Source organism: Candidatus Symbiobacter mobilis CR (assembly GCF_000477435.1).
In the GTDB taxonomy this organism is placed as follows: domain Bacteria; phylum Pseudomonadota; class Gammaproteobacteria; order Burkholderiales; family Burkholderiaceae_C; genus Rhodoferax; species Rhodoferax mobilis.
Window position 1 is genome coordinate 1,563,294 of sequence record NC_022576.1, and the last position, 19,472, is coordinate 1,582,765.

Genomic DNA, 19,472 nt, shown 5'->3' on the forward strand with positions numbered 1-19,472 from the left:
AATAGGACAAACTGGGTTACGTAGGCACCAGAGGTACTACATACCGACTGCTTGCGGGCAGTGTTTCCCAGACCAGTGGCTGTCCCGGGGGCAGCAGCAACGATTCCTGGATGCAGAGTTCTTTTCGCACCTCTTCCGTATCCCCGCGCAGCAACGTCAAGGTCACGACGCGACCACTGCGTGTCAGCGTGACCTGAGCACGGTTCCAGTGGGAGGGCAAACACGGCCATAGCGTCACACTGTCTGCTCGCCAATCCAACCCTAAGAGAGATTCAATGGCTGCACGGTGTAACCAGCCCGCCGCCCCGGTGTACCAGCTCCAGCCGCCTTTGCCAACATAGGGCGGCTGGCTGTAGACATCCCCTGCCATGGCATAGGGTTCCAGCCCGTAGACATGGCCCCATCGGGCGTCTTGAGCGCGGTGTGCAGGGCTTAAGTAGGTGAAGTACCGGTAGGGTGCGTCACGGGCTGGGTCGGCGGCTGGCGTGTGCCGTGCAAGACGGGCTGCCGCCATGAGCGCCCACACGCCAGCATGGGCGTATTGGCCACCGTTTTCCCGGACTCCAGACGGGTACGCCTGTATGTACCCAGCATTGGGCTGGGCATGAGCCAGTGGTGGTGTCAGAAGCTGGATCAACCCCGATGTCGGGTCAATCAGTTGTGTTTCCACGCTACCCATGGCTTGTTGCTGGCGGGCTGCTGGTGCCACGCCAGAGAGCACAGCCCAGGCTTGGGCCAGCAGGTCAATACGGGCTTCGCCGTTGGCATGAGAGCCTATAGGGCTGCCATCGTCAAAAAAAGCGCGTACATACCAGGCGCCATCCCAGGCTGGGCCGTCCAGCGCAGCTTGCCAGCCTGCCAGCGCACGCTCCCAGCGGGCGGCGCGTTCCGGCTCTTGGCGACTGCGCGCCAAGGGAATCCACTCAGCGGAAATGATGCACAAAAACCAAGCAAGCCAAACAGATTCCCCTTGCCCGCCGTGGCCCACGCGGTTCATGCCATCATTCCAATCACCAGTGCCCATCAGCGGCAGACCGTGCGCGCCCACTTGCAGGCTGTGGTCGATGGCCCGTGCTCCGTGTTCGTACACGGTGCCCTGGGTGTCGCTGGGGAGCGGGACCGTGTAACTGTCTTCGGCGCCTTCGGCTATCGGCGCGCTGGTCAAAAAAGGCACCATGGTGTTCAGCAGCGCGACGTCACCTGTGCTGCGCAGGTAGTGGGCGCAGGCGTAGGGAAGCCATAGCAGGTCGTCCGAAATATGGGTGCGCACGCCTGCACCGCCGGGCATGTGCCACCAGTGCTGTACATCTCCTGCCTCAAATTGCCGGGAAGCAGCCAGCACAATTTGATCGTGCAGCAGATCGGGCCGCGCCCAGACCAATGCCATGGCGTCTTGCAACTGGTCCCGAAAGCCCGTGGCCCCTCCTGCCTGGTAGTACCCTGCTTTCGCCCACATGCGCGACGACAACGTCTGGTACAGCAGCCAGCGGTTGACCAGCACGTCAAACAGCGGGTCAGGGGTGCTGACCACGCAAGTACCCAGCAGCGCATTCCACTTGCCAACAACCCTCTGCTCGCGATGCTCGGGAGAGACCCGCATTGCCGCCCCCGCCAGCTCGATGGCAGCAGTCGGCGTCGCTGCGTACCCCAGAAGAAACACCTGTGTCAGCCGTTGACCGGGCAGCAGCGTGACGCGCCGAGCCAGCGCTGCGCACGGGTCATGACCCTGGCCGCTGCGCCGCCCTAGTTGCGGCGGCAGTTGCAATCGGCCTTGCGGGCCAAAAAACTCCCTGCGATCACAAGTCCAGTCTGGGCCATCCAGCTCAGGGCTGTGTTCCAGGGGCATCGCCAGAAAAGCAGTGCCCTGGCCCAAACCGGCCGACTGTTCCCCCTGCGTACACAGCAGCATCGTGCCACCGAGCACCATCTGTCTGGGCGGCACGATGCTGGTGACTGTGGTGGCACGGTCCACCAGGTTTTCGCCCATCTGCCATTCGACCATCGCCATCATGCGCAGGTGTTGGCGCGTGTCGCCCCGGTTGACCAGCTCCAGCCGGATGTGCTTGACGGCAGTCTGGGCGTCCACGCACCATGTGGCGGTCACCTCCAGCCCATCGCGCTGATGCCGGATGGTGGTCAAACCTTGGCCGTGGGTGATGTCGTAGGTCACTGCCGGATCGCCCCAAGCCGAAGGGCTGACGCTCCACACGGCATGGGTGCGCCTGTCTTGCAGCAGCAGCCATTCGCCCGGCAAGTCGGCCACGGGGTCGTTGCGCCAGGGCGTAAGCTGGTTCAGCCTGCTGTTGATGGCCCAGGTGTGCCCGCCACCTGCTTCCGACACCTGTGTGCCGAAGTCGGGGTTGGCCAGCACATTGATCCATGGGCGGGTAGGGCGCGTGGTAGCGCTGGCTGGAAAGCGGAAGTTGCCTTGGGCATCGAACGCCCCCTTTGTTTCGGCCACAGCAACCGCCGGTCGGTGTGCGTACACCACCGCTGCGGCAGCAAGCCGCCATAGGCCTTTGGCGGTGGCGATGGCCGGTCTGCCTTGGGCCTGGGCATCTGCCCAAGTCCGAACATGGTGGTGCAGCGATCGGCCATCAGCCTGGAAGCACAGGCTGGCACGTTGCGTCAGGGTGCTGATCTGGTCGGCAGACAGTTCTTCGGTGCGGTGAACGTGTAACCCCGTCACGCCCACGCCATACGGGGTGCGCAGGCTGGCCTGGTGCTGTTCCCGCAGGGCCAGCAGTTCGCGGTGCAGCGGCATCAGGTAGGAGTGGACTTCGTTACTCAGCACCACCACGTCGCACGGCACGCCGCCACGCGCCCACTCACCCAGCGACTGCACCAGTGCCCGCAGTAGCCCCATTCCTTGCAGGTCGCAAATGGTCACCAGTAGCAGCGGCCTGTCGCCCGAAATGGACAAGCTCCACAGCAACCGCCGGTCGCAGCACGCTGGTGACAGACCAGGTGGCGTGGCCAGCCGGAGGTGTACCCTGGGCAGGGTGAACACCAGTGCGGTAGTCAGCGTCTGGAAGGTGGGCAAAAACTCGGGGTACAGGTGGTGCGGCCGGGTCTGTATGCCTGCCAGTGTGGCCGACATCAACGACGCCCGCTCCACCGTACTGGCCTGGTGGTGTTTGTCGATCACGGCCCACAGGGTGGTAGGGTTGTCCGAAGCTGCCATGGCAAACGTGACCACCGCCTGTGCCCCGGGTGCGATGCTGAACGACACGCCCAACACCGAAACGGGGTCCAGCCCTGTGACCAGCGTGCAGGCTGCGGTGGGCACCGGCGCCAGGTGGGCCTGTGGCCCGCTGGGTGCGTGGTTGCGGCCCAGCCAGGCCTGGCGGTCGGTCTGCAACAGCAACCTGGTCACGTCGCCCTCGGTAGCTGCAATGAAGTGGGCCGCCTGGAAAGGGTTTTCCGTGGGCAGGCGGGGCTTGCGCGTGAACAAGACGGCATGCTGTTCGGGTAGCCACTGCGCCTGCACAAACAGGTTGGAAAACGCCGGGTGCGCCGCATCAGCCGCCTGTGGGCACAGCGCGACCTCGCAAGCAGACAGCACGTCCAGTGTCAGGGTGTACCGACCGTGGTTGACTAGGACCACTTTGCGAAATTCGATGTCGTCTTCCGGGCTTACCCATACGGTGGTCAGTGCGTGAAGGCTGGGCCAGTCGGCCTCAAAAACCACGCGGTCCACATGGAACGTACTTTGGTACGTCGCCTGGTCGTCTGGGGCGGGGTGCTGCGTGACCGACATGGGGCCTCGCGCAGGGTCCAGCCTGAGGTACACAAAGCTGCCGTGTGTGTCACGCGGGGCATCGTCGCGCCAACGTGTGAGGGCAATGTTTTCCCAACGGCTCCAGCCTGCGCCATTGGGCCGCAGGCTGACGCTGTACCGCCCATTGGACATGAGGTGCGTAGGCTCGACCGTCTGTGCTCCGGGCGCAAAAATTTGCGTCAGGCGGCTGGGCTTTTCCAGCAGATCCTTCACCGGCAGCCTGGGGGGTGGCGACTTGAGCACCGGTATCTCGCGTGGGGCACGTTCGTGCAGCAACCATTGCACGGCTTGCACACGCGGGCTGGCCATGCCCCAGCCTTGGGCCACCCCATCCAGCACCACGTTGGCCAGTGCCACGATGGACATGCCCTGGTGGTGGGCCATGTAGGCGTATACCAAGGTGAAGTGCCCGCCGTGCAACTGGCGCGAGGGCGTGAAGTCCGTTGCTTCGCAAAACCCGTATCGGCCCCGTGCGCCCAGGTTCTCCAGTGCATGCAGGTTGGCGCAAGCACTGTTCACATCCACCTGTGTAGCCAGTGCAGTGGCATAGGGGGCGACCACCAGTTCCAGTTCTGGCGTGCGGCGCAGGGCAAGCCTGGGCACGCCTTGGGGTGCGTACTGGTACGCCAGAGTGTGATCGCGCCCGGCATAGGCGCTTTCTGAAATGCCCCAGGGCAACGCCTGATGGGCCAGGTAGGCAATGTGCTCCCGCACGGCGGCCTTGCACGCCTCGCGCAGTGCGCTGCCGCCAGGTTCACGCAGCACAAGCAAGGGCATCAGGTACTCAAACATCGAGCCAGACCACGAGCGCAAACCGGCCAGGCTGCCCACGGCAAAGTACGGTCGCCCCAGTGCGGCCCAATGCGCCACGGGCACATCGCCCTTGGCGATAGCCAGCAGGCTGGTCATGCGCGACTCGGACGCCAGCAAGTCGTAGCAGGCCGTGTCCAGCACTTGGTCGTCCACGCGGTAACCGATGTGCAGCAGGCGCCGTTGGGAGTGGTATAGAAAGGTGAAGCTGGCTTCCCATGCCAGGGCTTCCAGCCACTGCGCCAAGGCTTGCAGACGCAGCGCCGTGGCTGGCGCTTCGCCCCCTGCCATGGCTTGCGCATCGCGCCGGGCGCTGACCAGGGTGTCGTGCAGATCGGTTTGCCACCATGGGGGCAGCGTGGCGGTGGCTTCGGGCTGGGCTGGAACCCGACTCAGCCGATCCTGTGCAAGGGCTACCGCATGAGCGGCGGGCGCTGTATTGAAGGGGTCGGCTGCCAAGGCCTTGCAGGCCTCCGCCACGGCCAGCAGATGCGAGCAGAGGTTGCCGCTATCCACTGTGGATACATAGCGCGGGTACAGGGGTTGCAGGGTCTGGGTGTTGTACCAGTTCAAACAGTGCCCTTCGTACCGCTGCAGGCGTGCCAGCGTAGTCAACGTCGCATCGAGCCGATCCATCATGTCCAGCGTGCCCAGCCAGCCAAAGGAACGGGCGCAAGCCACGCTCAACAGGTACAGCCCGATGTTGGTGGGCGATGTGCGCGGGGCCACCAAGTCGGTTGGCGAGGTTTGCAGGTTATCGGGCGGCAGGTGGTGGTTGCTGGCATCGACCAACCGTTCGAACAGCCGCCAGGTGTCGCGTGCCACGTGGTGCAAATAGTCGGCCTGTTCCCGCGTGGGGCCTCGGCTTTTCGGGCGCGGGAAAGGGGTGCTGACACCCAGCGACACCACGGGCGCCAGCAACCATGCCCACAGCAAGCACAGCAGATAGGGGCTGGCTTGCAACGGCGTGAAGGCACTGGCCAGCAGCGCGCTGGCGGCCAGCGCCGGGCCAATGAGTGTGCGTGCTGTATCGCCGCGCCAGATCCCAGCGGTATCGGGGTGCAGCGTGGCGGCTGTTGCCCACTCCATCAAATGCCTGTGGCTAACGGCCAAGCGGTACAGCGTGCGGCCGATGGCGTCCACGTTGCTGACGGCTTGTTGCAGCAGTTGGCTGATGTTCCACAGCGCTCCCAGCCCCGTGCGGCACAAGTCCACTGCGGCCGCCCAGCAATAGCGACGCCAGGCAAAGTCGGCTCGAACCGGTACCAGGCTGGCCACGGCGCCCATCAGTGGGCCTGCGGCATACGCGGCACACACCACGACCAAGGCCACGACGGGCGCCAGCCCCACGCCCAGAAACGACATCACCAGCATCCACACCGAGGCCGGCGCGACAAGCGAGCGGCGCAGGTTGTCCCACATCTTCCAGCGGTTGATGGCGGCCATGGGCCATGGGCCGGGCCGCAGCAGAAATGGCAGCAACTGCCAGTCGCCGCGCGTCCATCGGTGCATGCGCGAGCGGGCCACATCGGCCCGGCCCGGCTCCGATTCCACCAGGGTCACGTCGCTGACCACTGCACAGCGCACCAGGGATCCTTCCAGCAAGTCGTGACTCAGCACCCGCTCGTGCGGTAGTCGGCCGCCTAATACGGCGTGCAAAACAGCTACGTTGAGGAGCCCCTTGCCCGTAAAGCTCCCTTCGCCAAACAGGTCTTGGTACACGTCGGATGCCATGGCGCTGTAAGGGTCCATGCCCTGCTGGCCCGACAGCAGCCAGTGGTACGGCGTGGCAAGGGTGGAGTCGGCGCTGACGTCAGTCAACGGCGCGGTGATACGAGGCTGAAGAATGCCGTAGCCTGACACCACGTATTGGCCTGTGGCGTCCAACACCGGTTGGTTCTGCGGGTGGGCGGCAACTGCCACTAGTGCGCGCAATTGGCCGGGAGGGAGTTGGGTGTCGCTGTCCAGCGTGAGCAGGTGGAGCGTGCCGGGGGCGAGTCGGGAAGATTCGCCCAGGTTCAAGAATGGGCCTAGCGCTCCCGTTACCAAGGTGGCTACCAGTTGCTCCAGCTTGCCGCGCTTTCGCTCCCAGCCCATCCACGTCTGCTGCGTGGGGCTGTACTGGCGTACGCGATGCAGCAGCAAAAAACGTGGTGGGTCGCCCCATGCCACTGGATACGTGCGATTGAGATGCTCGATGCCGGACAGGGCGGTAGCCAGGGAGTACGCATCGCCGTCTGCACACGCGGCGGGGGCATCGGGCCAATCGGTCAGCAGTGCAAACTGCGCATGGCGCTCATTGCTGGCCAAGTGGTGCAGAAGCAGGTTGTGAAGCAGTTGGCGCGTGGTGACGTCGTCGCTCAACATGGCAGGCACCACCACCAGTACCCGCTCTGTGGGCGGAATACCCTGTTCCAGGGAGAACCTGGGAAGATGCACGGGCGTGACAGATTCGCTGATCAGGCGGTTGAGCAGCGCCACCACCGCTTCGGACACTGGCAGGCACAAAGCTGCGGTTGTCAGGATATGGATCGCCAGATGCGGCCATCCCGACCCATCCACCAAACTGAGGTTGCCATGCCAATCCAGCCCAGCCACCCATGCGGCGGTGGCAAGCAGCAACGTCAATAGATAGGCAGGAGTCCGCAATAGTGCCCATGCGGCGCGCAATGCACGTGCCGTGCGACTTGGTATGCCCAGTTGTTCCTCGAACGCAGGGCGTCCCGGCCCGTCGAGCCAATGCCTCGCCAGCGCGCGGTTGCCCACAGCTTGGGCCATCAGTGCCAGGAGCTGACGAGCCACCGACGCTTCGCCTCTGCCCGCCTGGTGTGCCAGGCGCTCGATGGCATGCAAAGTCTGATCGCGAGTCCCGGCGTCTTCTGCCAAAAACACGGGAGAGGTGAGCATGACGCGCATCACCAAACTGCTTCGCGCCACGATGTCCGACCAATCGACCGAGCCAATCCGCCGCAACGCATTGACTGCGTTCCCGACGCTAAGGTTGTCGGCCACTTGGTCAGCGCGGTGCTGGGCCTGCACCGACTGCACATCTGGCATGACCTGTTGGAGCCACTGACGCAGGGTGGCGTTATCCGCACCATCGGGGTCCAGTCGGCGGCCTTGTTGGCTTTGGGCAAGTTGAGCCAGAAACACCTGCCCCACACCACGCAGGTTCAGGGTACCCAGCAGGTCTTGCATCCAGGAAACTTCTAGCGTGTCAAAGCGGTCAGAGCACAGGTTTGCCAACTCACACGCCGCCTTGAACGCCGCCACGCGGTCGGCCAGCCTGCGTAGGTTTTCGATCAACACAACGCGGAAGGTCGTGGGCAAGGCCCACATTTCCCCCTGGGTCAGTTCGCGACGCTCTTGATATGCATTCAGAAAGTGAACCAGCAAGTCGCCGTCAAACACGCTATCGGTGTGGGCCACAAAAGCCCACGCGACGCCGTACACGCGAGGCAGTCCCACAAGGGGCTCGTCCTGTAGCACGGGCAGGGATTGAAAGTAACGGTCAGGCAGGCCATCGTGGATGTCACCCAACTGCGATTCGATCAAGTAAAAGTTATCAACCAGCCATTGGGCAGCCGGGCTTAACTCCAGTCCGAAATCGGCTTGCTGTAATAGGTATTGGTGCGCCGCGCGCAACCTACGTATGTTGTCCCGCAGCCGTGGATAAAACGTGGTCTGCCCAAAACGCGCCTGTACCGCACGGTGGGTATCACCCAGGCTGCGGCCATGCTGAGCGAACCGCTGGATGCCAAACACTTCGGAGCGTATAGGCTCCAAGGCAGGCCCCATGCCCGCATCAAGGATGCGGCCAACCCGCTGCGGAATCCAGTCCCAATGGGTTAGCGGTGAGAGCGGTGATCGCAGGGAGAACGGTGAGAGGAACCCCATTCCTTACAGCGCCAAATAGCCGACTGTGCCCAAGGCCACAACGACCAACGCGCAAGTGATGAAGCGTGCTGACACAAGGCCATGCAAGGTGTCGGCGCTGCCTTTGAGGTAGTGCAACCGCCCTCGCAATGTTTGGCAAACGATAAAGTGGTTACCCAGTTCAGACTGCTCCAGCCCTGACATGTCGGCACTAGAACCGTAACTGGAGGTTTGCCAGCAAGGTGATAGGGAATTTTTTTCGTGCATACAAACGTCTCCGGTGGGCGCAACGTGGGTCAGGGAGATGTGTTTGTTTGTACGTCGTAGCGTGTTTGGGGTCTGTGCGTTGCCGAACATGTCACCATACGGAATCGGCAGTGGCTGTCGATGGACTAAGAACCTATTCCAGTAGGGGCTGCGCCATCGCATCGCACGCGGCGGCAGTGCTCGAAATCCTCAGGTACTGCAAGTACATTCCGGTTCCTACGCTCCGGCACCACGCACACTGCTTCGGCTCGCCTGCCTACTGCAATAGGTTCTACAGTGGCCCCTGGGTGGAAGACAACCATTTCCGATGTCCTTCGATCCTGGAAATCCAGAATCAACGACCCAGCACTGGCCTTCAGGCCGGTTTGGCTACACACCGAAACCAGTATTCGTTTTTCGATGAAGCTGCCATCCAACCCACAAACCAACAACTTGCTTGCCGCCTTGCCGGAATCCGAATGGTTACGTTGGTCACCGCAACTGGAATTGGTGGAACTGAAACTGGGTCAGGTGCTCTATGAATCGGGCAGTGTCATGTATCACGTTTTTTTTCCTACGAACGCCATCGTGTCGCTGCTATATGTCATGGAAGACGGCTCGTCCGCAGAGATTGCGGTGGTTGGTCATGAGGGAGTGGTGGGGATTTCCATTTTTATGGGGGGTGGTTCCACCCCCAGCCGGGCGGTTGTACAAAGCGCGGGGTGGGGGTTCAAGTTGCGCTCGGCCGCGATCCAGGAAGAATTCAACCGCTCCAGCGCCGTCATGCATTTGTTGCTGCGCTACACGCAAGCCCTGATCACCCAAATGGCGCAAACTGCTGTGTGCAACCGTCACCACAGCCTGGACCAGCAGTTGTGCCGTTGGCTGCTGCTCAGTCTGGATCGACTAACCGGCAGCGACTTGGTCATGACGCAAGAGCTGATCGCCAATATGCTGGGCGTGCGTCGGGAAGGCGTGACCGAAAGTGCGCTCAAGCTGCAAAAGACAGGGCTGATCAGTTACGCGCGCGGCCACATCAAGGTGCTGGACCGAGTGGGGCTGGAAAAACGCACCTGCGAGTGCTATGACGTAGTCAAAAGAGAGTACGACCGGTTGTTGCCGTACAAATCGGCTGATTGAGAACCTATTCAGAACCAATTTCAGTAGGCAGGCGAGCCGAAGCAGTGTGCGTGGCGCCGGAGCGCAGGCACCGGAATGTACTGACGGTACATGAGGATTCCGTGTACCGCCGCCGCGTGCAATGCGATGGCGCAGCCCCTACGGGAAGAGGTTCTCAGCGCACCACCCGAGACCACCATGCAACACACACGTCTGTCTGTTGGCCCACGCATGGTGTTGGTGTCCTGACGTACAGACGGGTTCTGGGTGACGGCTTACCGTGGCATGTCTGATGGCAACACAGATGTTCGGGCTGCAAGCCCGGTCATCAGACGCCATCGCAACCTCAAGAAAGCCTCCCATGACACAACATCTCCGCCTTCTTTTCCCCGCCAGTGCCGCCGCGCTGACCGTCGTCGTTCTGCTCACAACAGGCTGCGCAGGCATGTCTGAGCGTGAAAAATCTATTGCTGTGGGTGCCGGTGCAGGCGCCGTGGGTGGCGCCATCCTGACCGGTGGCAACGCCATAGGCACCGTAGGCGGCGCGGCCGTGGGTGGATTTATCGGCAACGAAGCCAATAAGCACTGACTGCACGCAAATCGGGTAGCTAGGAGTTTCTCGCTCCCAGCCCCCACACCACCCACGTGCGGATCCGCAGTGGGCGGTTCAATAAGAACCTATTCCAGTAGGCAGGCGAGCCGAAGCAGTGTGCGTGGCGCCGGAGCGCAGGAACCGGAATGTACTGACAGTACATGAGGATTCCGAGCACCGCCGCCGCGTGCAATGCGATGGCGCAGCCCCTACTGGAATAGGTTCTAAGACGATCTGGGTTTGTTGACCAAGCTTGGCGGTTGGCGGCGCGATCGAAAGAGCGGCGCCGAAGGGCTGACGGCAGCCGGTCTGCTGATGTTTGGCCGTGACGAGACCTTGCGTGAGGGCATACCGGGTTACCACGTCGATTACCGGGAGCGGTTGTCCAGCGACCCCGCCGTACGCTGGAGCGACAGGCTCCATGCAGACGGCACCTGGCATCCCATGTCAGCGAGTGCCGCAACAAAACGCTCAAACCCTGTTCATGCTGATCGGAGCAGCCGAAAAGGCCGGTTCCGAGGTAGACAAAGTACGCCAAGGCTGGGCATCACAGCATTGGCGGACGCCAGAGCTGCACGAGCAAGCCCAACCGGGCGGATCAAGCCTATACCACCGAGGATGGGCTGGAGGCCATGCAACCGCCGGGATTCGCAGCTTCTGAGAATGCGTAGCGCAATATCAAAATGGATTCTGCGCCTTATTCCAAAAAGGCAATCATGGTTGCCGTTTGGTTAATATGGCCAATATCCGCTTCGCCGTAAGTGGAAAAGCCCACGGTGGGCACGGTGAACAGCCCGGAAAACTCCGCTGTCTTGTTCAGCGATTTCAATTCCAGCGTTCGCAGAATGCAATGGAACAGCAGAATGCCCGCCACTTTTCCATCGGCATTGGTTGTTGCCAGCGCATTGCGCGTGTCGGTCAGGATGTCAGTCGATTGCAGAAGGTCCAGCGGAATATCGGGGCTGACGGCGCAATAAAACTTCAATGTTTCGTTGTCAAAAGTTTGCGGTGAGCGGACATAAGGTTCCTCCCCATCCATCAACCCCAGGGGGCTGGACATAAACCGCTTGGCTGCTTCTTCCAAGCTACTGGCGCCCACCGCTTCCATGTACGCACACCCCGCCGGTTTGCCGTCAAACTGGAGCACCTGGCGACCACTGGCATCGACTTGCGTGGGTGTGAGCGTCTTCCCGGTTTTGCAAAACGATTGGGTTTTGATGACGCGAATACCCGCCGGCGCATGCAGCACCGCCAAAAGGGCTGCATGGTCGTACACCACGCCATTGGCGAAAACCGTCGTGGCTTGAAAGGCCAAATCGTCACCGGCCGAACCGCCTATGAAACGCAAATCGGTCAGATTGCCGAGATGATCCAGGAAAAATTCTTCCTTGCCGGACATTCCGTCCATCAGCACCAAGCCAATGTACTGATCTATATCGGCATGGAGCACGTCACCCAGGGACTGGCATACCGACTTGATTTTGGCCGCATCGCCGATGTCGTCCACGACGGCCACACGTGCTTCAGGAATGGTTGCAGCGTCAAAAGCCATGGCCACCATGCCTCCGTCCATCATCTCCTGCGAAATGATCTCGCCCGATGTGGAACACCCCAGACTTTGCGACTGAGGCCAGACCTTGCGCGCCTGATCAGCCACCTGTTGTGCTGCATGGTGCGAGGAATAAAAGACAACCACCAAAGTGGGCGTAATGCCTTGCAGGGCAGTGGCTATTTCTTGCAACGCAGCAAGCGTTTCTGGATTTTTGGAAGACGCGATTTTGATCATTTTTGTTTCCTTTGAAGTATGTCAATCACATGATGGATACGCTTAGACAGCATGTCCCATGTCTGCCGCAATAGCACGTATTTTTGCTATCACACTGGGATCATCTGGAGATAGCGGTGTCCAAGTCTCTATCTGGATGCCTTTCAATAACAATTTGGTTTTGACCATATTGGCGACCACAGGATTTCCTTTTGATCTTTTATCAATCAATTTTTTTATCAATTCATGTACTTTTCCAGCCACAGCATACTCCAAAAAGTAAGAACAAAAAATGTCGGCTGGACGAAATATCCAACCAACGGCCAACACGTGATTTCTAAATTTAGGAAATATATTGAAAATTACCGTTCACCAACATAGTTTGGAGTCTAGAAGGGTTCCAAGTTCTCCGCCCACCTACGTTCCACACCCATAGCCATCCAAGAAGTATCAAGGCAGTGCGCAACGACGCTACGGTAGCGTTTCCCATTCCCACCCCACGATGTTCCGACTGATTTTGCTGAATTCCACCCCAACCAGGTGGATGCGTTCGCCCCGATTTTGGTATTTTTCTGCGTAGCCTTTATTTTTGATTTGTTGCAGGGCTTTGCCCTGAGGTTCTTCTGTGTCCACTACCTTGAATTCGAACAGATAGACTTGTCCGTTGTCTATCACCGTCATGTCGATTCTTCCCAAGTTCGTCGGGTCTTCCAGTTTGATATAAAACCCCAATGCCGCAAAGTAACTGTAGAAGATACTGACGTAGTAGCCTTCGTAACTGTCCAAATTGTTTTTTCGGTACCAGTCATTGGCGATGCTAGCGTAGAAGGCTTGGAAGAGTATTTTTAGTCCTTCCCAATCCGTCTGTTTGAGCAGGTGGTGTAATCGGTGGATGTTCTGCACGGGCGCTGAATGGTTTCCTGTCAAGCCTTGCAACAGACTGGTGTTCAGGGCGGATTGGACTTCTTTGTTCGGGTATTTCAGGGTGATCTGGAGCTGGCCCGGTATCGTGTCATCACAACTGTCAACGGTCAAATAGCCAGTTTGAAACAGCAGGGCTTCGAGCGGCATGTCATCCACGTCAAAAGTCGAGAGCAAGGCGCTCGACGCCACCATGCGCGAAAGATCCGGCGTGAATTGCTGGCGCTGGCGCAGGAGTTTGATGACAAATTCCGGCGTGCCGGTTCCAAACCAATGGGGGTGATATTTTTTGGTTCTGAACAGTTGCAAGACGCAGAACGGGTTATAGACTGATCTTCCCAGCCAGTTGTAGCCGTTGTACCAGTCACGTAACATAATTCTATCAATAGTGGGTAGTTCCGTAGCAAATACGGTGTCGATGTCGTCGTCAGTGTACCCGCAAAGATCGCTGTACTCAGATTCCAAGGTAATGTCGATCAGGTTGTTCAACCCCGAAAACAAACTGACTTTGCTGAATTTGGAGACACCGGTCATAAAAAGAAACCGGATATGTTGGTCTGCGCCCTTGAGCACAGAATAAAAATTTTTCAGCCCCTCGCGCATGGCAATGGCTGCATCCCGGTTTTCGAGGTTATCCAAGATGGGTTTATCGTATTCATCTACCAGCACCACGACGCGCTGGCCTGTTTTTCGATGCGCAAGCGCCAAGAGTTCTTCAAACTGTCCACCCAGGCTGTGGTGCTGACATTGCACACCCAACGTATTCTGGTGATCCAGCAAAATCTCATACAGGCGCTGATCCAGTTCAGTACGGTTGCGAAATACACCCACTGCAAAACTAATGCGAATCACGGGGTGTTTTTTGTTCCAATCCCAGCGGTTTTCAGCGGCCAGACCCATGAACAATGCCTGGTTTCCCTCAAACAATTCTTTCAGGGTGTCTACAAACAAGCTTTTCCCGAAGCGGCGTGGGCGAGAAAGAAAATAGTATTTGCCCTGTTCAATCAATTGCAGGGCATAGGAAGTTTTATCAACGTAATAATGCCCATCCTCAATGATTTCACGAAATGTCTGAATTCCGATTGGGAGTTTTTTGCGGTTCATTTTTTGCAGCTTATCCCATAGCAAGACTTGGCTTCCTCCGTTGACCGCTTGTGTACTGCGTGACATCGTTATGCATATTGGTATTTGTGCCTTCGTGGTATTTGTGCCTTCGATGGAGTTCGCCCTGTGGGGGAGCGCGCTACGCACCCGATTGCGCTACTGGCAACGAATCTGGGGGTGCCGCCAGCAGCACTCTCGGGCGCGCCCCTGCAACCTTGCACCCCCTGCAACCCGCGCCGTTCCTTGCTTTCCAGCCTTGCTACTCCGTGTGCGGATGGGCAGACGATACAGGAATTCGGCGGGAGTACAGTAGCGCCCGTTTCATTTCCCCAAGGAGCCTTCATGAGCAACAAGCTGTCCCCCGCAGAGCAGGCCCTGCGCGATGCCGCGACGGAGTACCACCGCACTCCACGGCATGGAAAGATCACGGTCAATGCCACCAAACCGTTGCACAACCAACGTGATCTCTCGCTGGCCTACTCCCCCGGCGTGGCATACCCGTGCCTGGAAATCCAGGCTGACCCTGCGTTGGCTCATGAATACACCAGTCGGGGGAATCTGGTGGCCGTCGTCACCAACGGTACGGCCGTGCTCGGCCTGGGGGACATCGGCCCGCTCGCCGGCAAGCCAGTGATGGAAGGCAAGGGGTGCCTGTTCAAGAAATTCGCGGGGATCGACGTCTTCGACATCGAAATTGCCGAGCATGACCCCGACAAACTCATCGACATCATCGCCTCGCTCGAACCCACCCTCGGCGGCATCAACCTGGAAGACATCAAGGCGCCGGAGTGCTTCTACATTGAGCAAAAACTCAGCGAGCGCATGGGCATCCCCGTCTTTCATGACGACCAGCACGGCACCGCGATCATTTCCAGCGCAGCATTGCTCAATGCGCTCGAACTCGTCGGCAAAAACATCGCCGACGTTCGCGTGGCTGTTTCCGGCGCGGGGGCGGCGGCGATAGCCTGCCTTACGGTGATGGTGGGCTTGGGGGTGCAGGTCAAGAACATCGTGATTTGCGACTCCAAAGGCGTCGTCTACACGGGCCGCCCCGGCGGCTATGACGCATCCAAGGCGCGTTTTGCGAAAGACACGGACATGCGTACCCTGGCAGATGCCATGCGTGGCGCCGATGTCTTCCTCGGCTGCTCGACGGCGGGGGTCGTTTCGCCGGACATGGTGCGTTCGATGGCTGACAAGCCCATCATCTTGGCGCTTGCCAACCCCGAGCCGGAAATCCGCCCCGAACTGGCCAAGGAAGCGCGGCCAGACTGCATCATCGCCACGGGCCGGTCGGATTACCCCAACCAAGTCAACAACGTCCTTTGCTTCCCCTACATCTTCCGTGGCGCGCTCGACTGCGGTGCGACGAAGATCACCGAGGAAATGAAACTGGCGTGCGTGCGTGAAATCGCCGAACTCGCCAAGGCCGACGTCAGCGAGGAAGTAGCCAGCGCCTATGCCGGGCAAGACTTGGCTTTTGGGCCGGAATTCATCATCCCCAAGCCTTTCGATTCCCGCCTGATCCTGCGCATCGCCCCCGCCGTGGCGGAAGCGGCACGCAAGTCCGGCGTGGCCACGCGCCCGATCGAAGACATGGAAGCCTACCGGCGTGAGCTTGCGCGATTCGTCTATTCCACCGGCCTGTTGATGGAACCCGTCTTCAACGCCGCACGCAATGCCCCGGCCAAGCGCGTGGTCTACGCGGAAGGCGAAGACGAGCGCGTGCTGCGTGCGGTGCAGGTCGTTACCGAAAACGCGCTGGTCAAACCCATCCTGATCGGCCGCACCGAGGTGATTCAGGCACGTATCGCCAAGGCAGGGTTGCGAATGCAGGTGGGCCGCGACCTCGAATGCATCGACCCACAGGAGGCGCCGGACTTCGCACGGTACGTCGATGCCTACCACCAGAAGATGGGGCGCGATGGCATCACGCCTCACGCCGCGCAGACTATCGTCCGCAATGACCCCACGGTGCTTGCCGCGCTGATGGTGCAGCTCGGCGAAGCCGACGCCATGCTCTGTGGCCTGCACGGAGGCTTCGATACGCACTTGTCCCACGTACGCAACATCTTGGGCTTGCGCCAGGGCGCCGAAGTGCTGGCCACGCTCAATGCGCTGATGCTGGAGCACCGTTGCATTTTTGTGGCAGACACCTTCGTCAACGAAGACCCCACCCCCGAGCAACTCTGCGCCATCGCGCAAATGGCTTCGGACGAAGTGCGGCGCTTCGGCCTGACCGCCAAGGTGGCGTTCCTCTCGCACTCCAACTATGGTTCTTCGCAGCGTGCTTCAGCGCGCAAGATGCGCCGCGCCACGGAATTGTTCCGCGCTGCGTGCCCGAACGTCGAATGCGACGGCGAACTACAAGGCGATGCCGCGTTGAGCGAATCGGTGCGCAAAACCGCCCTGCCCGCTTCGACACTGCACGATCAGGCCAATGTGTTGATCTGCCCGAACCTCGACGCAGCCAACATCCTTTTCAACGTCCTCAAGATGACTGGCAGCAATGGGGTGACAGTCGGGCCTATCCTGCTTGGCACCGCCGGCGTGGCGCATGTGTTGACTCCGTCCAGCACCGTGCGCCGTGTGGTCAACATGAGCGCGCTGGCCGTCGCCGAAGTCGGCGCTGTCCGCTAAATCGGAACGGAACCCTGCGGCCCTTGTGGCCGCTTTTTGTTGTGTCCCCGCCCATGGCGGGGTATTCGCTTTTCTTTCCCCCCTTTTTTTCCTCCGCTCCCCGCTGCCTCCCTGCCGCCGGTGTGATGGAACGCCAGGTGTAGTTGGTGTGCTGCGCGGCTTTTCTTGACCGAAAGGATCGATCATGAACGCTTCCCCCCCTCCCGCCTCGCTCAGCCAGCTCGTGGACGACCATCTGCTGCACACCATCGGCGTCGAACCCCGACGCGCCACCCCAGTCGATTTGGTGCAGGCCGTCTCCCACATCGCACGCGCCGAGCTGAGTGAACGATGGGTACAAAACCAGGAACAGGAACGCAACGGCAAGGCTCGCCGCGTGGTGTACCTATCGATGGAATTCCTGATGGGGCGCACGCTCTGCAATGCCCTCGCCGCGCTGGGGCTAACGCAAGAGACCGCCACCGTGCTGATGCAGCGCGCCAAATCCATGGAAGACATCGCCAGCCTGGAGCTGGACGCTGCGCTGGGCAACGGGGGCCTGGGCCGACTGGCCTCGTGTTTCCTCGATTCGATGGCCACGCTGGGGCTGCCTTCCTTTGGCTATGGCATTCGCTATGAGTACGGAATGTTCGCGCAGCACATCCTCAATGGCTGTCAGATGGAAAACCCCGATTCCTGGCTCAAGGACGGGACGATTTGGGAATTCCCGCGCCCCCACATCGCGTACCCCGTCCGCTTCGGCGGGTGGGTCACGCACGAAAACGACGTCGCCCGCTGGGCACCCGCCGGGGAAGTGACTGCCAAAGCCTATGACATGGTCATCCCTGGGCACGGTACCGACAAGGTCAGCACGCTGCGGCTGTGGAAGGCCGTGGCCCCCGACCTCATCGACCTGCGCGCATTCAACCTCGGTGACTATGGCCGCGCAGCGAGCACCAAAAACGAGTACGAAAACATCTCCTGGGTGCTGTACCCCAACGACAGCACGCCCGCCGGTCGCGAGCTGCGGCTCAAGCAGGAATACTTCTTCGTCAGCGCGTCGATCCAGGACTTGATCCACCGCCACCTGGAAGAACACCCCGGGCTGGAAAACCTTGCCGAACACGTCGCCATCCACCTGAACGACACGCACCCCGCCATCGCTGTGGCAGAGCTGATGCGCATCCTCCACGACGACCGGGCCATGCCGTGGAACAAGGCGTGGAACCTGTGCAAAGCCGTGTTTTCGTATACCAACCACACCCTGATGCCCGAGGCGCTGGAAACGTGGGACGTGGCCCTGATGCAGTCCGTGCTGCCGCGCCACATGGAAATCATCTTCCGCATCAACAAGGAATTCCTGGACTACGCCGCTCGCTTACGCCCCAACGACAAGCCTTTCATCCAGCGGCTCTCGCTGATCGACGACTCCGGCGAGCGCCGCGTTCGCATGGCGCACTTGTCCGTCGTTGCCAGCCACCATATCAACGGCGTCTCGGCGCTGCACTCCGAGCTGCTGACGACGACAGTCTTTGCCGACTTCGCGGCCATCTGGCCCGAGCGCTTCACCAATGTGACCAACGGCATTACCCCCCGGCGCTGGCTGGCGCAAGCCAACCATGGGCTTGCCGAGCTACTCGACGAAACGCTGGGACAGACTTGGCGCCTGCACCTGGAAGAACTGCAACGGCTACACAACCACTTGGCCGACATCGACTTCGTTCGCCGTTTCATGACTGTCAAGCGCGCCAATAAGGCGCGGCTGGCGCAGCACATCGCGCACACCACGGGGATCGAAGTCAACCCCGAAAGCATGTTTGACGTGCATGTCAAGCGCATCCACGAATACAAGCGCCAACTGCTCAACGTCTTGCATGTCGTCACCCGCTACCAGGCCATCCTGGCCGACCCCAAGGCAGACTGGGTGCCACGCACGGTCATCTTTGCGGGCAAAGCGGCATCAAGCTACCAAACTGCCAAATCGATCATCCGCCTGATCCACGACATTGGCACGACGATCAACAACGATCCCCGCGTCGGTGACCGCCTCAAAGTCGTCTTCGTGCCGAACTACGGGGTGTCTGTCGCAGAAATCATCCTGCCCGGCGCAGACCTTTCCGAACAAATCTCGACGGCAGGCACGGAAGCCTCGGGCACCGGCAATATGAAGCTGGCGCTCAATGGCGCGCTGACCATCGGCACGGACGACGGCGCCAACATCGAGATTCGCCAGAACGTGGGTGACGAAAACATCTTCATCTTCGGGCTGAAGACCCCGGAAGTGCGGGCGCTGCGCATCGCGGGGTACCACCCCGTGGACTATTACCAGCAAAACCCCGCGCTCAAGGCCGTGCTCGACGCCATTGCCAGCGGGCAGTTCTCGCCCGACGAACCTGACCGCTACCGTGGGCTGGTCGATACCCTCGTCTGGCAGGGAGACCACTACATGCTGCTGGCGGACTATGCCTCCTACGTGGCGATGCAAACCAAAGTCGATGAGGTCTACCGCCAGCCCGAGCTGTGGGTGAATAAGGCCATCCGCAACGTAGCCGGGATGGGCATGTTCTCCTCCGACCGCGCGATCGAAGAATACGCACGCCGCATCTGGCGCGTGCAACCCGACCTGCGTTGACGCCTTG

10 protein-coding genes are annotated in these 19,472 nt (G+C 60.4%); 5 read left to right on the forward strand and 5 right to left on the reverse strand.

All coding sequences use genetic code 11. The annotated features are described in order from the left end of the window. Positions 1 to 16 precede the first annotated feature (16 nt). Both CENROD_RS06490 and CENROD_RS06495 read right to left on the reverse strand, forming a co-directional pair. Positions 17 to 8,488: a glycoside hydrolase family 94 protein gene (locus CENROD_RS06490; protein WP_022773022.1), complete on the reverse strand. Its 8,472-nt coding sequence runs from the start codon at positions 8,486 to 8,488 to the stop codon at positions 17 to 19. Positions 8,489 to 8,491: 3 nt separating this feature from the next. Beyond that, positions 8,492 to 8,734 carry a hypothetical protein gene (locus CENROD_RS06495; RefSeq protein WP_022773025.1) on the reverse strand — a complete coding sequence of 81 codons (243 nt, stop codon included), beginning with the start codon at positions 8,732 to 8,734 and terminating at the stop codon, positions 8,492 to 8,494. 399 nt (positions 8,735 to 9,133) lie between these two features. Between CENROD_RS06495 and CENROD_RS06500 the strand changes: the two genes are divergently transcribed. From CENROD_RS06500 to CENROD_RS14325, 3 genes are all read left to right on the forward strand, one after another. Then, positions 9,134 to 9,853, forward strand: coding sequence for a Crp/Fnr family transcriptional regulator (locus CENROD_RS06500; RefSeq protein ID WP_022773029.1), 720 nt, complete (start codon positions 9,134 to 9,136; stop codon positions 9,851 to 9,853). Positions 9,854 to 10,193: 340 nt separating this feature from the next. Further along, complete coding sequence (locus CENROD_RS06505) at positions 10,194 to 10,421, forward strand: hypothetical protein (protein ID WP_022773036.1); 228 nt, start codon at positions 10,194 to 10,196, stop codon at positions 10,419 to 10,421. Positions 10,422 to 10,908: 487 nt separating this feature from the next. Further along, positions 10,909 to 11,085: a hypothetical protein gene (locus tag CENROD_RS14325; RefSeq protein ID WP_022773042.1), complete on the forward strand. Its 177-nt coding sequence runs from the start codon at positions 10,909 to 10,911 to the stop codon at positions 11,083 to 11,085. A 36-nt stretch (positions 11,086 to 11,121) separates the two neighbouring features. Here the strand turns inward: CENROD_RS14325 and CENROD_RS06510 are convergent, their stop codons facing one another. The 3 genes from CENROD_RS06510 to CENROD_RS06515 all read right to left on the reverse strand — a co-directional run bounded on the left by CENROD_RS06510 (position 11,122) and on the right by CENROD_RS06515 (position 14,280). Continuing rightward, entirely contained in the window at positions 11,122 to 12,210 is a 1,089-nt protein-coding gene (locus CENROD_RS06510; protein ID WP_022773045.1) for an FIST signal transduction protein, read from the reverse strand. 42 nt (positions 12,211 to 12,252) lie between these two features. Then, positions 12,253 to 12,453 (reverse strand): hypothetical protein, encoded by a 201-nt coding sequence (locus tag CENROD_RS13075; protein ID WP_022773048.1) that lies wholly within the window; start codon positions 12,451 to 12,453, stop codon positions 12,253 to 12,255. Positions 12,454 to 12,660: 207 nt separating this feature from the next. Then, on the reverse strand, positions 12,661 to 14,280 hold the full coding sequence (locus tag CENROD_RS06515; protein ID WP_022773051.1) for an ATP-binding protein: 1,620 nt from the start codon (positions 14,278 to 14,280) through the stop codon (positions 12,661 to 12,663). A gap of 276 nt (positions 14,281 to 14,556) precedes the next feature. On the opposite strand from CENROD_RS06515, the gene CENROD_RS06520 reads away from it, so the two are divergent. Together CENROD_RS06520 and CENROD_RS06525 are read left to right on the forward strand one after the other, a co-directional pair. Beyond that, on the forward strand, positions 14,557 to 16,854 hold the full coding sequence (locus CENROD_RS06520; protein WP_022773054.1) for an NADP-dependent malic enzyme: 2,298 nt from the start codon (positions 14,557 to 14,559) through the stop codon (positions 16,852 to 16,854). A gap of 184 nt (positions 16,855 to 17,038) precedes the next feature. Further along, the gene (locus CENROD_RS06525; RefSeq protein ID WP_022773057.1) at positions 17,039 to 19,465 is read left to right on the forward strand and encodes a glycogen/starch/alpha-glucan phosphorylase; all 2,427 of its coding nucleotides are present in this window, start codon (positions 17,039 to 17,041) and stop codon (positions 19,463 to 19,465) included. Positions 19,466 to 19,472: the final 7 nt, after the last annotated feature.

Coding starts and splice junctions, on each gene's coding strand:
- CENROD_RS06490 (WP_022773022.1), bottom strand. CDS start 8,488: ATGGGGTTCCTCTCACCGTTCTCCCTGCGATCACCGCTCTCACCGCTA.
- CENROD_RS06495 (WP_022773025.1), bottom strand. CDS start 8,734: ATGCACGAAAAAAATTCCCTATCACCTTGCTGGCAAACCTCCAGTTAC.
- CENROD_RS06500 (WP_022773029.1), top strand. CDS start 9,134: ATGAAGCTGCCATCCAACCCACAAACCAACAACTTGCTTGCCGCCTTG.
- CENROD_RS06505 (WP_022773036.1), top strand. CDS start 10,194: ATGACACAACATCTCCGCCTTCTTTTCCCCGCCAGTGCCGCCGCGCTG.
- CENROD_RS14325 (WP_022773042.1), top strand. CDS start 10,909: ATGCTGATCGGAGCAGCCGAAAAGGCCGGTTCCGAGGTAGACAAAGTA.
- CENROD_RS06510 (WP_022773045.1), bottom strand. CDS start 12,210: ATGATCAAAATCGCGTCTTCCAAAAATCCAGAAACGCTTGCTGCGTTG.
- CENROD_RS06515 (WP_022773051.1), bottom strand. CDS start 14,280: ATGTCACGCAGTACACAAGCGGTCAACGGAGGAAGCCAAGTCTTGCTA.
- CENROD_RS06520 (WP_022773054.1), top strand. CDS start 14,557: ATGAGCAACAAGCTGTCCCCCGCAGAGCAGGCCCTGCGCGATGCCGCG.
- CENROD_RS06525 (WP_022773057.1), top strand. CDS start 17,039: ATGAACGCTTCCCCCCCTCCCGCCTCGCTCAGCCAGCTCGTGGACGAC.